Raw genomic sequence first — 15,315 nt, 5'->3', positions numbered from 1 at the left:
TACTAATCCTTACTAAGAATCGTCATTAAGGTGTTAAACATGAAGCCAACAAAAAATGAATGGGACAATTTACCGCAATATATATCAGCATTTTCTGAAATAACCTCTCAATTTATTCAATCAATTGATAATCGACCTGTTGCAAGTAAAAATCAAAAAGTTGAATTGTCTTCTTTAAGCAAAAACGGGCGATCATTAAAAGAAACCCTTAGCCATATAGATACCAATCTTATTCCGCACCTTTCTGCCAGCAGAGGTCCTAGATATTGGGGATTTGTAACAGGAGGAGCAACCCCTATTGCCACCTTAGCCGATTGGTTGGTATCTACTTTTGACCAAAATGTTTCAAAAGATGGAGACTCTATTAGCTCAGCAATTGAAAACCAAACCCTTCAATGGTTATGTGAATTATTTAAATTACCAAATACCTTCAAAGGTTCTTTAACAACAGGCGCCACCGCAGCTAATTTTTTATCGGTAATTACTGCTCGCCAGTTTATTGGAAACCAACAAGGAATTGATGTCGCAAAACAAGGATTATTTAATTTAGAAATAGAAGTGTTCACCACTACACCTCATGCAAGTATGATCAAAAGCTTAGGAATGGCAGGTTTAGGACAACAACAAATCAGCTATATTCCAGCACTCAATCAATCTGAAAAAATAAACGTTAGTGCATTAGCGCAATTGTTGGCTAAAAGTTCCAGTAAAGGCAAACTCGTTATTGCCAGTGCAGCAACAGTAACCGCAACCGATTTTGACGATTTAGTCGCCATAAGTAAGTTATGTAAAAAATATAATGCATGGCTACATGTAGATGCCGCTTTTGGTATTTTTGAAAGACTCGTTAATGGTGTAAACGGAAAAACGAAAGGCATAGAACTAGCCGACAGCATAACTTTAGACTGTCATAAATGGCTAAATGTACCTTACGAATGTGGTGTATTTTTAACACAACATCGCCAAGCATTATTTGACACTTGCGATGTACCTGCGCCTTATTTAGTTAGTAATAGCAAAGAACCCAGCTTTATGTCGTTAGGCATTGAAAACTCTCGTCGCTTCCGCGCTCTGCCAATTTGGTTATCATTAATAGCTTATGGAGAATCAGGTATTAAGCATTGGGTAGAATCTAACATTCATTCAGCAAAAACATTGGCGAATTTTATTGAAGACTCTGATCGGTATGATCTCGTATTTCCTTGCCAACTTAACGTAGTGTTATTTAAACCTACAACGAAAGGCTTATCAGTAGAAGCAGCAAATCAGCTTACCTCTGAGTATTTAAATGAAATAAACAAAGACGGACGCTTATTTTTAAGCCCCGGACAATGGGAAGGCAAAACAATAATAAGAGCCGCTATTAGTAATTGGCAAACAGACTTAAATGATATTGAAATAGCCAAAGCCGTGTTAATAGATGTTGATGAAAAGATGAAGAGTCGTTTCAGTTTATAAAAAAATACTATTGATATTGGCTTTACCTCAAAGGTTTTCTCCAATATCAATAGCATTAACCTTACCTCTTATTCGTCCACCAGAGTCTCACAAGCTAGATTACGAAGGTGAGGTTAGACAAAATGATACGACAGCGAGTATGATGTTTCCTTTTAAATATATCATTAGCTATTTTTCTAAATTTTTCCACTTAAAACCAGGTGATGTTGTTGAAATAGAAGTTGAAGGTGTGGGTACCTTAGTTAATGGTGTTAAGGACGAAGTTTTATAGTTATGACCAATGCACTCCGTAGTTTCGAACGCTCACTGCCAATGACCTTGTTGAAAGCAAGAGAAGCAGTGATGAAAAAGTTTATCCCGTCACTTAAGGCACATGATTTAACATCACAACAGTGGCGTGTTATTCGAGCTTTGGAGCATGAAAGCGGCCTTGACATCAGTACATTAGCAAAGCGCTGCCATTTACTTATGCCAAGTCTTTCCCGAATTATAAATCATTTAGATCAAATAAAAATAATCGAACGCCAAGCTGTTGATAGTGATCAGCGCCGATCAATCATAGTATTGACCGAACTTGGCCAAGAGTTATTTGCTAAAGTAGCGCCAAAATCTGTTGAAAGATATGCTGAAATAGAAGAAAAGTATGGTGTCAGAAAGTTAGAGCTACTTTACGAACTATTAGATGACCTAATAAACACTTTAGAAGAAGATTCATGACCAACTTAATCGACACTACATTATTAAAATCCAGCAGTTACCTCAACGGAAAGTGGTTATCAGAAGCAGACAATAAAGTAAACGTAACTAACCCTGCTACGGGTGACGTCATTACGAATTTAAACCTTGCTAGCGAACAAGATGCCAAAGATGCAATTGCTGCCGCTGATGAAGCTTTTCAACAATGGAAAGACACCTCCGTAATAACACGCTTTGAATTACTTAAAAAGTGGTTTGATTTGATTATTGCTAATAGAAAAGATCTTGCTACGTTAATGACCCTTGAACAAGGGAAACCACTCGCTGAATCTCTTGGTGAAGTGGATTATGGCGCAAGCTATGTTGAATGGTTTGCAGAAGAAGCTAAACGTATTTATGGCGATACGATTAACTTATCTGGCTCAAATGCCCAAGGCGTAGTAATTCGACAGCCAGTTGGTGTAGTAGCTGCAATAACACCATGGAATTTCCCCAACGCTATGATTACCCGAAAAGCAGCTCCTGCGTTAGCTGCTGGCTGTACCATTGTTATTAAACCGGCCTCAGAAACCCCTTTATCTGCATTAGCACTCGCTGAATTAGCAGACCGCGCAGGTATTCCTGCTGGTGTAATCAATGTTATTGTTGGTCAATCACGTGAATTAGGGAAAGTTTTTACCGACAGTCCTATTGTACGTAAGTTAACATTTACTGGCTCTACACCTGTAGGGAAAGTACTAATGAAACAATGTGCTGATACCGTTAAAAGAACATCAATGGAATTAGGTGGTAACGCGCCATTAATTATTTTTGATGATGCCGACCTAGATAAAGCAGTGGATGCAACGATAATATCTAAGTTCCGAAACTCTGGACAAACCTGTATTTGCGCTAATAGAATCATGGTGCAAGATAATATTTACCAAGAATTTGTAACTAAGTTAACTAACAAAGTTAAGCTATTTAAATTAGGTAATGGAATTGATACAGATACAACTCACGGCCCATTAGTTTCTTTAAAAGCAGCTAATGATGTGGACAATCTAGTTCAACGAGCGATTAAACAAGGCGCTGAAGTTAAAATAGGTGGAAAAATATCATCTTTAGGCGCGTGCTATTTCGAACCAACAATCCTTACCAACCTTGACACTAGCATGGATATATTTAGTGAAGAAATTTTTGGTCCTGTTGCTTCAATTTTTAGATTTAGTAACGAACAAGAAGTTGTTGATATGGCTAACGATACAGAATTTGGTTTAGCTTCTTATGTATTTACCAATAATCTTGGACGTGCATGGAGAATGGCTAAGAATATTGAATATGGTATGGTCGGTATCAATGAAGTTTCTATTAGTTCAGCAATGATCCCTTTTGGGGGGATTAAAGAATCAGGTAATGGACGAGAAGGCTCTAAATATGGACTTGATGATTATACAGAAGTGAAATATATATGTTTCAGTGGACTTAATAGTTAATCCCTGTTCATAGCTACTCCCCTGTTTAAATACCTTAAACAGGGGAGTCTAAATATAAAATTCATCACAACCTTATCAAAGTAGTACGTAATAATTATTCAAAAAGCTACTTCCCCAGCAAACTTTAGACATAGCTCAAGTAAAAATACAACATAACCACTGCCCTACGGAGCCGTTTAAATGCTTATTACTCATTATTGCAAGAAATTTACATAGAACAACAATACCAAATCAAACGTTGAGTTTTAAGATTGATCACTAGCCCTATGATTCTATCCAAAGTATTATAAGCAACAACAAGTTATTACTAGCGTAATATAGGCTTTCACCTTATTTGAGTATTTAAAGTAAACCGACAAATGTTACCTTTATCATGTATATAAATACTCAAACTAGATAATAAACCAGCAATTAAATTTAAGAACTCCACAATAAAAATATGACAGATTTATCACAACACACACCTATGATGCGCCAATATCTTACGATAAAAGCGGAATTCCCTAATATTCTTATTTTTTATCGTATGGGTGATTTTTACGAATTATTTTTTGATGATGCTAAAAAAGCCTCTGATCTTTTAGATATATCTTTAACTGCACGCGGTAAAACGGGTGGTAATGCTATACCTATGGCAGGTGTTCCTTATCATGCGGTAGAAAACTATTTAGCTAAACTTGTGCAATTAGGCGAGTCGGTTGCTATTTGTGAGCAAATTGGTGATCCCGCTACCAGTAAAGGACCTGTCGAACGTAAAGTTGTACGTGTAGTAACACCAGGGACCGTTAGTGATGAAGCTTTATTAACCGATAAACAAGACAACTTAATTGTTGCTATTAGCGAAACCATACAAAAAAATAAGCACTATTTTGGTTTAGCTTATTTAGACATTACTAGTGGCCGTTTTGTTATTACCGAGCCGAACACTAAAGAACAATTACAAGCTGAATTACAAAGGCTTAACCCTGCTGAATTGCTTTATCCTGAAAATTTCTCTGACTTTTCATTAATTTCTAATCATAAAGGATTACGTAGGCGTTCAGAGTGGGAATTTGATCTCGCCACAGCTAAGTCGCTATTAAATAAACAGTTTAATACCAAAGAACTTACGGGTTTTGGTGTTGAAGATAAAACGTTTGGTTTAGCTGCGGCGGGTTGCTTATTTCAATATGTTAAAGAATGTCAGCGTTCTGAACTTCCCCATATAAGATCGGTTATTTTTGAATCAGCAGCCACTGGCGTTATTTTAGATGCGGCAACCAGAAGAAACTTAGAGTTAACTTTTAACTTAAAAGGCGGCACCGACTGTACGTTAGCCGACATTTTAGATAACAGCGCAACCCCTATGGGTTCACGATTATTGAAACGTTGGATTCATTTTCCGTTAAGAAATTTGTCGGTATTAAATAATCGACATCAAGTGATTGAAGATATTTTAACGCATGATTTATATGTTGATTTATTTGCTACATTAAAATCGTTTGGTGATATTGAACGTATAGTTTCTCGTATAGCACTTCGCTCTGCTCGCCCAAGAGATTTTGCTCGTTTACGTGATTCATTACAACGCTTGCCTGAACTTCAAGATATTTTAAGTATTAAAACATCAGGCTACATGCACGATTTAGCACTAAAAAGCATGCCATTACCTAGCATTCAAACGTTATTAGAAAATGCTGTTGTTGAAAACCCTCCTGTATTAATTCGTGATGGCGGCGTTATCGCCCCCGGTTACAACCAAGAATTAGATGTACTAAGAGATTTAAGTGACGGCGCAACAGAGTTTTTAGCGCAACTAGAGCAACGCGAAAAAGAACGCACGGGTATTCAATCGTTAAAAGTGGGTTATAACAAGGTTCATGGTTTTTACATTGAAATAAGCCGAAGTGCATCGGGCGATGTTCCTGATGATTATATTAGACGCCAAACCTTAAAAAATAACGAACGCTTTATTACTAACGAATTAAAACAGCACGAAGAAAAAGTATTAGGTGCACAAAGTAAGTTTTTAGCGTTAGAAAAAAGGCTATACGATGAATTATTCGATTTAGTATTACCTGAATTAATCGCTCTACAAGAGCTTTCTGATGCTATTTCAGAACTTGATGTATTAAATACTTTTGCAGAAAGAGCCCAAACCTTAAATTATGTAAAACCTACATTAACTGAGCAATCTGGTATTTTAATTGACGATGGACGCCACCCTGTTGTTGAACAAATGACAAACGATGCGTTTATTGCTAACCCCGTACATTTATCAGAAAAGCATAAAATGTTAATTATTACAGGGCCAAACATGGGCGGTAAATCTACCTATATGCGACAAACCGCTTTAATTGTATTGTTAGCGCATATTGGCTGTTATGTACCAGCAAGTTCAGCTGAAATAGGTATGGTAGATAGAATATTTACGCGCATAGGTGCATCTGACGACTTAGCTAGCGGCCGCTCAACCTTTATGGTTGAAATGACAGAAACGGCGAATATTTTACATAATGCTACCGATAAAAGTTTAGTGTTGTTAGACGAAATAGGCCGAGGCACCAGCACTTACGATGGTCTTTCGTTAGCTTGGGCATGTGCAGAAATGCTCGCCAGCCAAATAAAAGCGTACACTTTATTTGCGACTCATTATTTTGAACTGACTTTATTGTCTGATGAGTTTGAATTATTAGATAACGTGCATTTAGACGCCATTGAACATGACGACAACATTGCTTTTATGCATAAGGTTCAGCAAGGCGCAGCAAGTAAAAGTTTTGGTATTCAAGTAGCTAAACTTGCGGGTGTTCCAAATTCAGTAATTAGCCGTGCTAAGCAGCGTTTAACTGAATTAGAAAATAAACAAATTATATCGTCTAAATCTAGTTCACATCAGGTGTCACCTGCCCCGCAAAGTGATAACACTAGCTTTGAACAATTGTCGTTAATTGATGAAGATCATCCTGTAGTAAATACGTTGAAAGATACAGATTTAAATGATTTATCGCCTCGACAAGCACTTGATTTATTATTTACCTTGAAAGCTAAAATTTAGCTGAAAGAGTTAAGGTGTGAATACTCATTCGCACCTTAATTTTTATGTTGTATTACATACGTATTCATCAACTGACTTATTTTAAATCTTAATAGTATTTACACTTCCTTGTAACTTTCTCTACAACAAAAAACAAAACAACCTACTGATTTAAATTAATTTTAAATAAAAAAATCTAACTTCACGCATATCTTCACCCTACTCAAACTTTAATGAAAAACAATCAATGCTGAATACGTATGCAGTCCATATCTATTGTGTAATGCAAATTGTATATTAAATGAAGTCAAATAAAATCGGCTGGACGCCAAACAAATATAAAATATTAGGGATAACGCAGTAGAAATGGCAAATAACCCCTGTATTACGGATCCGTTTAAATGCTTATTGCTCATTGTTGCAAAGAATTTACATAGACAACTATGCTAGATCCCTTGCGCCAAGCTCAACAAACATGAAAATCAACAGATCCTAATTTTTCTAGACAGTCGTTAATGCCTACGAAATTAAATCTACAATTGATTATTTGTTTAATCAGTTAAGTGTCATTAATTCAGTTAAGTTCTATTAAGGCTATGTATTTATTTTAATAAGGAAGTGTTCTAATGATTAAATAAATAACGATGTCATTAGCCATTTAAACGGGTATATACCCGTAACTATTCAAGATGCGAGTTTTAGTGGGAGTTAAAAAAATTTAGGTACAAATTTTACGTTCCAAACAAAATATAAGGTCTACATCCTGGAAGTAAGGCATTAAGTTTATGTCATGGTTATTCTCTGTAGCAGCTCCTGCGTTACGCTAATGTCCTAGATCCGTCCAAGAACCTTACTAAAGTTAATAACGCGGCTAAATTGTTTTTAGGCCCATCGAAGAAGCGCTTGAGAAAAATCACTTCATCAACAATGCTTTTTAAAAGGGAACGACCATTATTACAAAGCATTGCCTTGAATTGATATAGTTCAAGTGCTCTGAAATAGGCTCTTCATTGGCAACGGGTATATAATATCAATCGCAATAACCCATTGATTATTTATACTCGTTCTTAGGAGATTTTTTATGCAGAAGAAAAATAAACGCTCTATTGAGCAGCTGCTAGTTGCGGCAATACTACCATAGAGAGTTTTAACCAGCACAAGCCGAGAATAATTTAATGAAATGGGGTTATTAAAAAAGATAATGATAAGGAAATTAAATAGCAGGGATAAACGGTACATGCCGTTCCCCTGCTGGGCTTAACATTAGAATATGTTAAGGTGTGATCAAGTCTCAATTTTTATGCTTGAAAAATAGCTTCTATTGATAAGTTTTGTTGACTTAAAATATCACGTAAACGTTTCAATGCTTCCACTTGAATTTGGCGAACACGTTCACGTGTTAAACCTATTTCAGTACCAACATCTTCTAAAGTGGCGGCTTCATATCCAAGTAAACCAAAGCGTCTTGCTAATACTTCTCGTTGTTTTGAGTTAAGTTCATTTAGCCAGTTAACAATATTACTTTTAATGTCTTCTGATTGCAGCTTAGTTTCAGGGCTACCACCTTTTTCGTCAGGAATAATATCTAACAAGGCTTTTTCAGCATCTCCACCAAAAGGGCTATCAACCGACGTTATACGCTCATTTAAACGCAGCATTTTGGTTACGTCTTTAACGGGTACATCTAGCTCTTGTGCAATATCTTCTGCGGTAGGTTCATGATCTAATTTTTGAATCAATTCTCGGGCTGTACGTAAATAAATATTAAGTTCTTTTACTACATGAATAGGTAAACGTATGGTACGTGTTTGATTCATGATAGCGCGTTCAATCGTTTGACGTATCCACCATGTTGCATAAGTAGAAAATCTAAATCCTCGTTCTGGATCAAACTTTTCAACAGCACGGATAAGTCCTAAATTACCTTCTTCAATAAGGTCTAATAGAGGTAAACCACGATTATTATAACGACGAGATATTTTTACAACTAAACGTAGATTACTCTCTATCATACGTTTTCTTGAGGGTTCGTCACCTTTTAGTGCAAGGCGAGAAAAGTAAACTTCTTCTTCTGCTGTTAGAAGAGGGGAAAAGCCAATTTCACTTAAATAGATCTGAGTTGCATCTAAGTTCGATGTGGTTTCTTCTGATATTTTTATTTTATCATTTGATAATTTGTTTTTATTGCTAGTATCAATGCTCATGCTATATCTCCCGTATTTTAGCTAAGCTAAACTTACTAATTAGTTCTTCACGTTAACTCCATTAAATTCTACTTATTATTATTATTATTTTTTCGACAAGTACTTCATTGGGTCTACTGACTTTCCTCTAAATCGTACTTCAAAATGAAGCATTACTTTATCAGCGTCTGTACTTCCCATCTTGGCAATTTTATCGCCAGCCTTCACTGTTTGTTGCTCTTTAACCAATATATGATCGTTGTGGGCATATGCGCTAAGATAATCATCATTATGTTTCACAATAATTAACTTGCCATATCCACTGAGCGCGTCTCCAGCATAAACGACTTTACCATCTGCTGTAGACAAAACAGCTTGTCCTCTTTTGCCTGCAATATTTATACCTTTACTCATTTTCTGTGTAGACGAAAAATAAGTAATAACTTTACCTTTAGTAGGCCATACCCATTTTCTAACTTTTTGATCTATGTCAATCCGTTTATCGACTACATTTTTACCATACGCTTGATTTTTTATCTGTGCAATAGGTTTTTTTACAACTTTAGGTTTTTCGGTATAAGTTTTACCTTTTTGTAACGTCTTTTTAACAGATGGTATAAATTTGTTAGTTAAGTTGAGTTTTTGCCCAGGGAAAATTTCATAAGGAGGTGGTATTTTGTTGATTTTAGCAATTTCACGTACATCAATACCTGAGCGCCAGGCTATTGAATATAAGGTTTCTCCCTTTTTTACAATATATTCTGTAGCTTTAATGCTATTACGAATTTTTTTACTTAAAGGAACCGAGCCTTGAACGTCTACAACAGGCGCTGGAGACTTACGAGTAGAACAACTAGCCAAAAATAGAATAATAAGCGTATAAAAAGTAAAAACGATAACTTTATTTCTATTCATATATAAACTTTCATTCTCAAATTTAAAACTTAAAAATACTTAAATTAACTTAACACTACTTAATAAATTAAAAACAACTTAACGCAAAATAAAGTAAACGATTACGATTATAATGACAATTCCCCAACCTATTTTATCAACCGATTTTCTTAGTTTATCTTCCATTGCAGCCCCGCCCCATTGAATAATACCAGCCACTAAGAAAAATCGCATGCCTCTACCAATAGCTGATGCTATTAAGAAAGGAATAAAGGCCATATGAAGAAAGCCAGCACTTACAGTAAACAACTTATAAGGTATAGGTGAAAATCCTGCAATAAAAACCACCCAAACACCATACTGAGAAAACCAATCCATCACTTGATCTAATCGGTGTTGATAACCAAGTTCACTGATAATAGGTTGAATCCATGGTTCAAACATAAAATAACCTAAAATATACCCACATACACCTCCTACTACTGAAGCTATAGTTGTTATGCTAGCAAATCGCCATGCTTTTTCAGGTTTCGATAAAACCATAGGTGCCAATAATACATCGGGCGGAATAGGAAAGATCACTGATTCAGAAAAGGATAAAAAAGCCAATATATAAGGAGCAAATTTATGCTTTGCCCATTTTAGCGTCCAATCATAAAGGGCAGAAAATATTTTCATTAAGATAAAGCTCCAGGTACAAGAGGAACAAAACGCACAGCTTCAACTTGCTGTTCTTTAAATTGCTCACCTTGCCGTGTAATAATTTTTAAAATTTGTGTTTGTTCGCCAACCGGTATAATTAATCGACCTCCTTCAGCAAGTTGATCTAACAAGTCTTGCGGAACAGAATTAGGTGCGGCTGTAACAATAATGGCTTGAAAAGGCGCTTTACTCTTCCAGCCTTTCCAACCATCGCCATGTTTCATTGATACATTATGTAAGTCCATTGCCTGCAATCTTCTTTTGGCTTGCCATTGCAGTGACTTAATACGTTCTACTGAAAATATTTTTGGAGATAGCTGCGCTAAAATCGACGTTTGATAACCAGACCCTGTGCCTATTTCTAAAATACTATCAGGCACACCGTCTGCTAAAAGTAACTCTGTCATTTTTGCGACTATATAGGGTTGTGAAATAGTTTGTCCCTGCCCAATAGGTAAAGCAGTATTGTCGTATGCTTTATGGGCTAATATTTCAGGAACAAAAATATGTCTCGGCGTACGAGCAATAGCTTGTAGTACGTCTTTATTCACAATTCCTTCTGCATGTAATTTTTGTGCCAGTATTTCTCCACTTCGGCTAGACTTCCCACCAATACGACTTCCTACTCTGACATTCATATTCTACTCATTTTTATTTTTTTTATGGTTTAGCTAACAACACAGTTATACCAAACGGACTCATTTTTTGTTTAATTAAAGAGAGAGCTCATTTACCCACTTAGCCATTGAATCAATACTATTGTATGCAGTCATATCAACCGTTAAAGGTGTAATAGATGCAAAATTATTGGCGATAGCATGAAAGTCTGTTCCCTCTCCCGCATCTTGTTCAGGTCCCAACAACCCGTACCAATATATATTTCTACCCCAAGGATCTTGTTGCTTTTTCATTGCTTCAGCTTGATGTCTATTACCTAAACGAGTCACTTTAATGCCTTTTAATTCGGCTAAAGGTACGTCGGGTACATTAACATTCAATATTTGATCTTGCGGTAAAGGAAAATCTTTTAAACGTTTTATTATTTTAACTACAACTACGGCTGCTGTATCAAAGTGCTGATCTCCAGCTAAAGATACAGCAATAGCTGGCATTCCCATATGACGCCCTTCGGTAGCTGCAGCAACAGTACCTGAATAAAGTGTATCATCTCCCAAATTAGGCCCATGATTAATACCCGCCACTACTAAGTCGGGCTGCTGCTCCATTAATTGACTAATGCCTAAATGAACAGAATCTGTTGGTGTACCATTTACAGCTATAAATCCATTTTCTAATGTATGGGTACGTAAAGGGTTAACTAATGTTAATGAATTACTAGCGCCGCTACAGTTTCTATCGGGTGCAACAAGTGTTACATCAAACGCTTTAGATAAGTGCTCAAATAATACTTTGATACCTTTTGCATGAACACCGTCATCATTACTTAATAAAATTTTCATTTATCTTCCTTATAAACTTATCAAGCATGGCCTTGGCGTTGAGTCAGGTCGGTATAATCTAATAACTCACGTATTACCGTTGTAGCATAAGAGCCTGCAGGTAATGAGAAGGTTAATACTACAGTACAGTCTTCAGTTTTACCTGTTACTTTTATATCTGGGTTCTCAACACAAAGACGAATTCTTCGGCGTTCTTGCTTTAAACCAAACTTGGGTAAGCCATCACAAAATTCTTGATACTGGCTTGCCACATTTTGCTCAAAAGATTGTACTTCTTTTGTCGACATTAATTCGCCTGCGCCCCACATAGGTGCGGTAAGATCAATGTCTTTTTCGTTAAATCGTGTTGTTATACTGTCGTCTATTTCATCAGCGACAAATACTGACTGTGTTCCTGCTAACATGCATACATCGCCGTCAGTCGGCTTATCAAAAGTATTGGCTTGAATACGTTCGTCTATCACTTTATTAAAAATTAACGAACGTGCCGCAGAAAGATACATGCCTCGTTTTTTCTTATCTTTAACTTTAGTGCCTGAAAATAATGAAAGTGCTTTTTCTATGTTTCCGCCTTCAATGCCAAAACGCTGCTCACCAAAATAATTAGGAACACCATGAGCCACAACCGCGTGCCAGCGCCTTATCAACTCTTCAGGATTTGTTACCTTTTTCAAGGTAAGCTCAAAACGGTTACCTAATAATGCACCTATACGGAGTTTTTTGTTGTGTCGAGCACTGGCTAAAACCTCTATACCTTCAATAGAGAGATCAGACAGGTCATATTCTTTTTTCCCTGGCACATGTATACCAAACCATTGTTCGGTTACCGCGAAACGATCTTTTAAGCCCGCATAAGAAACTAGGTTTTCTTTTACACCAAAATATGTTGCTAATTGCTTAGCGACATATGCCGTGTTTTCGCCCGTTTTTCTAACATGAATAAATAAATGTTCACCCTCACCACAAGGCTGAAAAGGCAGGTTTTCAAACACTTTAAAATCAGCCATTTCACTGCGTAAAAAACCAGTAGAAGTGGGTTGACCGTATAAATAACTAAACTTAGGTAATGCTGTATTCACGTTAATTTCTCTGTGTTTGTTTTATTAGGTTTAACATTTAGCTTTAGGTGTTAGTAAAACAACGGCATGAACCGCTACACCTTCTTTACGACCGGCGTAGCCTAGTTTTTCAGTGGTGGTTGCTTTTACATTCACTTGAGAAATTTCAGCAGTTAAATCTTCAGATAAACAGGTTCTCATTGCTAATAAATGAGGCGCAATTTTAGGTGCTTGAGCAACTATGGTTATGTCAGCATTTCCAAGCTCGTAACCCTGTTCATGCATTAATCCTACAACATGGCGTAATAAAATTCGGCTTGATATGTTTTCGTATTGTCCATCGGTATCAGGAAAGTGATTGCCTATATCAGCTAAACATAAGGCACCTAAAATAGCATCACATAGGGCATGAATAGCTACGTCACCATCTGAATGTGCAATAAATCCAAATTCGTATGGAATACTTACACCCGCTAATACTAAAGGACCTTCACCGCCAAACTTATGTACATCAAAACCATGTCCTATACGCATTATTTTACCTTTTGTGAAGTTGAATGAGAGTCTTTGTTAACGCTTAAATCAACAGGCTTAGTTTGTTGAGACAAAATAAAATTCGCTAACATTAAGTCGTCAGGCCGAGTAATTTTAATATTATGGCCATTACCTTCAATTAATAAACTATTTAAACCTACATATTCTATGGCAGATGATTCATCAGTTATAGCTATCTTATCTTTTAAAGCCTGTGTAATAGCTGAAATTAATTCATTCGTTTTATATAACTGAGGAGTTAATGCATGCCATAAATTATCGCGTTCTATGGTCTGTTCCACTTGATGAAAAGCTTGAACATTCACCGATTGAGCTTTTTTCATGGTGTCACGAACAGGATAAGCTAATAACCCACCACAATTGTTAATTTGTGTTTGTGCGATAAGTGCCGATATATCATCTAAATCAACACATGGTCTTGCAGCGTCGTGCACCATAACCCAAGGAAAATGGTTACTATTTATTGAGAGTAAGCCCGCTAATACTGAATCGACACGCTCAGCCCCACCATGTACTACTGAGATATTTGGATGCGAAGGTAATGCTGTGTCTTGAAAATACTCATCGCCTTTACTAATGGCAATAACAACATGTGTAATGAGGGGGTGAGATAACAATTTAAAAACGGTGTGTTCTAAAATAGTGTGTTGTTCAATAGTAAGATATTGCTTAGGACATTGCGCCTGCATTCTTTTACCAACGCCAGCAGCGGGAACTACAACAACAAATTGTTGACAAGGTGAACTCATTATTACTGAGTATCCTTTTGAGAATGTTCGGCTGATTGCCTTTTTGCTTTGTTTGTAGAAACAATACGAAAAAACACTTCGTTTTCTTTGATCATACCTAATTCATTTCGCGCTCTTTCTTCTATTCCTTCAACACCTGATTTTAAATCGTCGGTATCAGCGTAGAGCACTTTATTACGTTGTATAAGCTTGTCGTTATCGGCTCGTTGCCTAGCGACATCGCTCTCAATAGCTAAATAATCAGGCACACTATTTTTTCCAAACCACAGACGGTGCTGTAATAAGGCTAAAAATATTAACAAAATAATGATTATTGCTCTCATAAAAGCTGGCTGATACACAAATCCTTAAGCATTGCACTATTATAAGGAATTAACTCAGTATGGCTAAATATATTTTACAGTTATTAGGAAATAGGTTGTTTGAAATTACGCCAATTAATAGTACAGGATAAAAGTAATTCTCTAAGGGTTGGCATAACAGGAATAGATTTATGATTATTAACCCAGCAATGACCTGCACAAGCAGCCGTCATAACACGTTTGTTAGGTTTTAATAATCGATACGTTGAGTCGCTCTCAGGTAGTGCTTTGTTAAAGTAAAACCATCCGTGTACGTTGGTTCTAAAACGCTGTTTTTCCGCATCTATCCTGTCAATACAATCAAGTGCTATATGGTTATCATGAACAATTGGAACAACTAGTCCATGTTTTAACGTAATTTTAGCGTACCATTGATTTACCGTGTTTTCGTCTTGATCAGATAAAGGCATATGAGCGCCCTGTTTAGCTGACCAACTGGCATTTTGAATATCTAAGGTTAACGGCGTTGATGCCTGCATCATTTGTCGTGCGGTACATTGAATATAATAAGGCAAGCTTTTTAATTTACCTTGAATTAATCCAACGGACATAGCATCAATATTTGCAAGTGCATGTAATTCTCTTTCATATAAAGCATTACAAAGCTCAGCAAAGTCTGATGATTGTTGTTCGCTTTTCCAAAGAGAAACCTGTTCGGTCATATAATGATTAAATACTATAACGTTTATGAATGATATTTAAGCATA

The 15,315-nt window shown here is 36.4% G+C and carries 15 protein-coding genes; 5 read left to right on the top strand and 10 right to left on the bottom strand.

Translation table 11 applies throughout. The features are described 5' to 3' along the window. The first annotated feature begins 39 nt into the window (after positions 1–39). The 5 genes from ACM9HF_RS18930 to mutS all read left to right on the top strand — a co-directional run bounded on the left by ACM9HF_RS18930 (position 40) and on the right by mutS (position 6,666). On the top strand, positions 40–1,458 hold the full coding sequence (locus tag ACM9HF_RS18930) for a pyridoxal phosphate-dependent decarboxylase family protein (protein ID WP_473613104.1): 1,419 nt from the start codon (positions 40–42) through the stop codon (positions 1,456–1,458). A 16-nt stretch (positions 1,459–1,474) separates the two neighbouring features. Further along, a complete protein-coding gene (locus tag ACM9HF_RS18925) occupies positions 1,475–1,729 on the top strand; it encodes a fumarylacetoacetate hydrolase family protein (RefSeq protein WP_473613103.1) in 255 nt (84 codons plus the stop codon). Between the two features lie 2 nt (positions 1,730–1,731). Next, positions 1,732–2,175: a homoprotocatechuate degradation operon regulator HpaR gene (hpaR, locus tag ACM9HF_RS18920; RefSeq protein ID WP_473613102.1), complete on the top strand. Its 444-nt coding sequence runs from the start codon at positions 1,732–1,734 to the stop codon at positions 2,173–2,175. After that, complete coding sequence (locus tag ACM9HF_RS18915; RefSeq protein ID WP_473613101.1) at positions 2,172–3,629, top strand: NAD-dependent succinate-semialdehyde dehydrogenase; 1,458 nt, start codon at positions 2,172–2,174, stop codon at positions 3,627–3,629. The genes hpaR and ACM9HF_RS18915 overlap by 4 nt, the downstream gene beginning before the upstream one ends. A gap of 439 nt (positions 3,630–4,068) precedes the next feature. Further along, positions 4,069–6,666 (top strand): DNA mismatch repair protein MutS, encoded by a 2,598-nt coding sequence (gene mutS / locus ACM9HF_RS18910; RefSeq protein ID WP_473613100.1) that lies wholly within the window; start codon positions 4,069–4,071, stop codon positions 6,664–6,666. A 1,277-nt stretch (positions 6,667–7,943) separates the two neighbouring features. Here the strand turns inward: mutS and rpoS are convergent. The 10 genes from rpoS to ACM9HF_RS18860 form a co-directional block, all read right to left on the bottom strand. Beyond that, the gene (gene rpoS, locus ACM9HF_RS18905) at positions 7,944–8,849 is read right to left on the bottom strand and encodes an RNA polymerase sigma factor RpoS (RefSeq protein ID WP_473613099.1); all 906 of its coding nucleotides are present in this window, start codon (positions 8,847–8,849) and stop codon (positions 7,944–7,946) included. Between the two features lie 84 nt (positions 8,850–8,933). After that, on the bottom strand, positions 8,934–9,743 hold the full coding sequence (locus tag ACM9HF_RS18900; protein ID WP_473613098.1) for a peptidoglycan DD-metalloendopeptidase family protein: 810 nt from the start codon (positions 9,741–9,743) through the stop codon (positions 8,934–8,936). Positions 9,744–9,821: 78 nt separating this feature from the next. After that, positions 9,822–10,400, bottom strand: a complete 579-nt coding sequence (locus tag ACM9HF_RS18895; RefSeq protein WP_473613097.1) for a YqaA family protein — start codon at positions 10,398–10,400, stop codon at positions 9,822–9,824. Continuing rightward, entirely contained in the window at positions 10,400–11,062 is a 663-nt protein-coding gene (locus tag ACM9HF_RS18890; protein ID WP_473613096.1) for a protein-L-isoaspartate(D-aspartate) O-methyltransferase, read from the bottom strand. The genes ACM9HF_RS18895 and ACM9HF_RS18890 overlap by 1 nt, the downstream gene beginning before the upstream one ends. A 75-nt stretch (positions 11,063–11,137) precedes the next feature. Continuing rightward, on the bottom strand, positions 11,138–11,884 hold the full coding sequence (gene surE / locus ACM9HF_RS18885) for a 5'/3'-nucleotidase SurE (protein WP_473613095.1): 747 nt from the start codon (positions 11,882–11,884) through the stop codon (positions 11,138–11,140). Between the two features lie 20 nt (positions 11,885–11,904). Continuing rightward, on the bottom strand, positions 11,905–12,963 hold the full coding sequence (gene truD, locus ACM9HF_RS18880; RefSeq protein WP_473613094.1) for a tRNA pseudouridine(13) synthase TruD: 1,059 nt from the start codon (positions 12,961–12,963) through the stop codon (positions 11,905–11,907). Positions 12,964–12,993: 30 nt separating this feature from the next. After that, entirely contained in the window at positions 12,994–13,476 is a 483-nt protein-coding gene (gene ispF, locus ACM9HF_RS18875) for a 2-C-methyl-D-erythritol 2,4-cyclodiphosphate synthase (RefSeq protein ID WP_077338201.1), read from the bottom strand. Beyond that, the gene (gene ispD, locus ACM9HF_RS18870) at positions 13,476–14,246 is read right to left on the bottom strand and encodes a 2-C-methyl-D-erythritol 4-phosphate cytidylyltransferase (RefSeq protein ID WP_473613093.1); all 771 of its coding nucleotides are present in this window, start codon (positions 14,244–14,246) and stop codon (positions 13,476–13,478) included. The genes ispF and ispD overlap by 1 nt, the downstream gene beginning before the upstream one ends. A 2-nt stretch (positions 14,247–14,248) precedes the next feature. Beyond that, a complete protein-coding gene (ftsB, locus tag ACM9HF_RS18865) occupies positions 14,249–14,569 on the bottom strand; it encodes a cell division protein FtsB (RefSeq protein ID WP_473613092.1) in 321 nt (106 codons plus the stop codon). A gap of 83 nt (positions 14,570–14,652) precedes the next feature. Then, positions 14,653–15,270: a hypothetical protein gene (locus ACM9HF_RS18860; protein ID WP_473613091.1), complete on the bottom strand. Its 618-nt coding sequence runs from the start codon at positions 15,268–15,270 to the stop codon at positions 14,653–14,655. Between the last annotated feature and the right edge of the window lie 45 nt (positions 15,271–15,315).

The organism is Colwellia sp. RE-S-Sl-9 (genome assembly GCF_048296855.1).
Classification (GTDB): Bacteria; Pseudomonadota; Gammaproteobacteria; order Enterobacterales; family Alteromonadaceae; genus Pseudocolwellia.
The sequence above is the reverse complement of the archived record's forward strand: the minus strand, read 5'-3'. Positions and strand labels throughout refer to the sequence as shown.

What these genes read in the sequence shown, in the direction of transcription:
- rpoS (WP_473613099.1), bottom strand. Translation starts at nt 8,849, where the DNA reads ATGAGCATTGATACTAGCAATAAAAACAAATTATCAAATGATAAAATA.
- hpaR (WP_473613102.1), top strand. Translation starts at nt 1,732, where the DNA reads ATGACCAATGCACTCCGTAGTTTCGAACGCTCACTGCCAATGACCTTG.
- ACM9HF_RS18930 (WP_473613104.1), top strand. Translation starts at nt 40, where the DNA reads ATGAAGCCAACAAAAAATGAATGGGACAATTTACCGCAATATATATCA.
- ACM9HF_RS18890 (WP_473613096.1), bottom strand. Translation starts at nt 11,062, where the DNA reads ATGAATGTCAGAGTAGGAAGTCGTATTGGTGGGAAGTCTAGCCGAAGT.
- ACM9HF_RS18915 (WP_473613101.1), top strand. Translation starts at nt 2,172, where the DNA reads ATGACCAACTTAATCGACACTACATTATTAAAATCCAGCAGTTACCTC.
- ACM9HF_RS18900 (WP_473613098.1), bottom strand. Translation starts at nt 9,743, where the DNA reads ATGAATAGAAATAAAGTTATCGTTTTTACTTTTTATACGCTTATTATT.
- mutS (WP_473613100.1), top strand. Translation starts at nt 4,069, where the DNA reads ATGACAGATTTATCACAACACACACCTATGATGCGCCAATATCTTACG.
- ftsB (WP_473613092.1), bottom strand. Translation starts at nt 14,569, where the DNA reads ATGAGAGCAATAATCATTATTTTGTTAATATTTTTAGCCTTATTACAG.
- ispD (WP_473613093.1), bottom strand. Translation starts at nt 14,246, where the DNA reads ATGAGTTCACCTTGTCAACAATTTGTTGTTGTAGTTCCCGCTGCTGGC.
- ACM9HF_RS18860 (WP_473613091.1), bottom strand. Translation starts at nt 15,270, where the DNA reads ATGACCGAACAGGTTTCTCTTTGGAAAAGCGAACAACAATCATCAGAC.
- ispF (WP_077338201.1), bottom strand. Translation starts at nt 13,476, where the DNA reads ATGCGTATAGGACATGGTTTTGATGTACATAAGTTTGGCGGTGAAGGT.
- surE (WP_473613095.1), bottom strand. Translation starts at nt 11,884, where the DNA reads ATGAAAATTTTATTAAGTAATGATGACGGTGTTCATGCAAAAGGTATC.
- ACM9HF_RS18895 (WP_473613097.1), bottom strand. Translation starts at nt 10,400, where the DNA reads ATGAAAATATTTTCTGCCCTTTATGATTGGACGCTAAAATGGGCAAAG.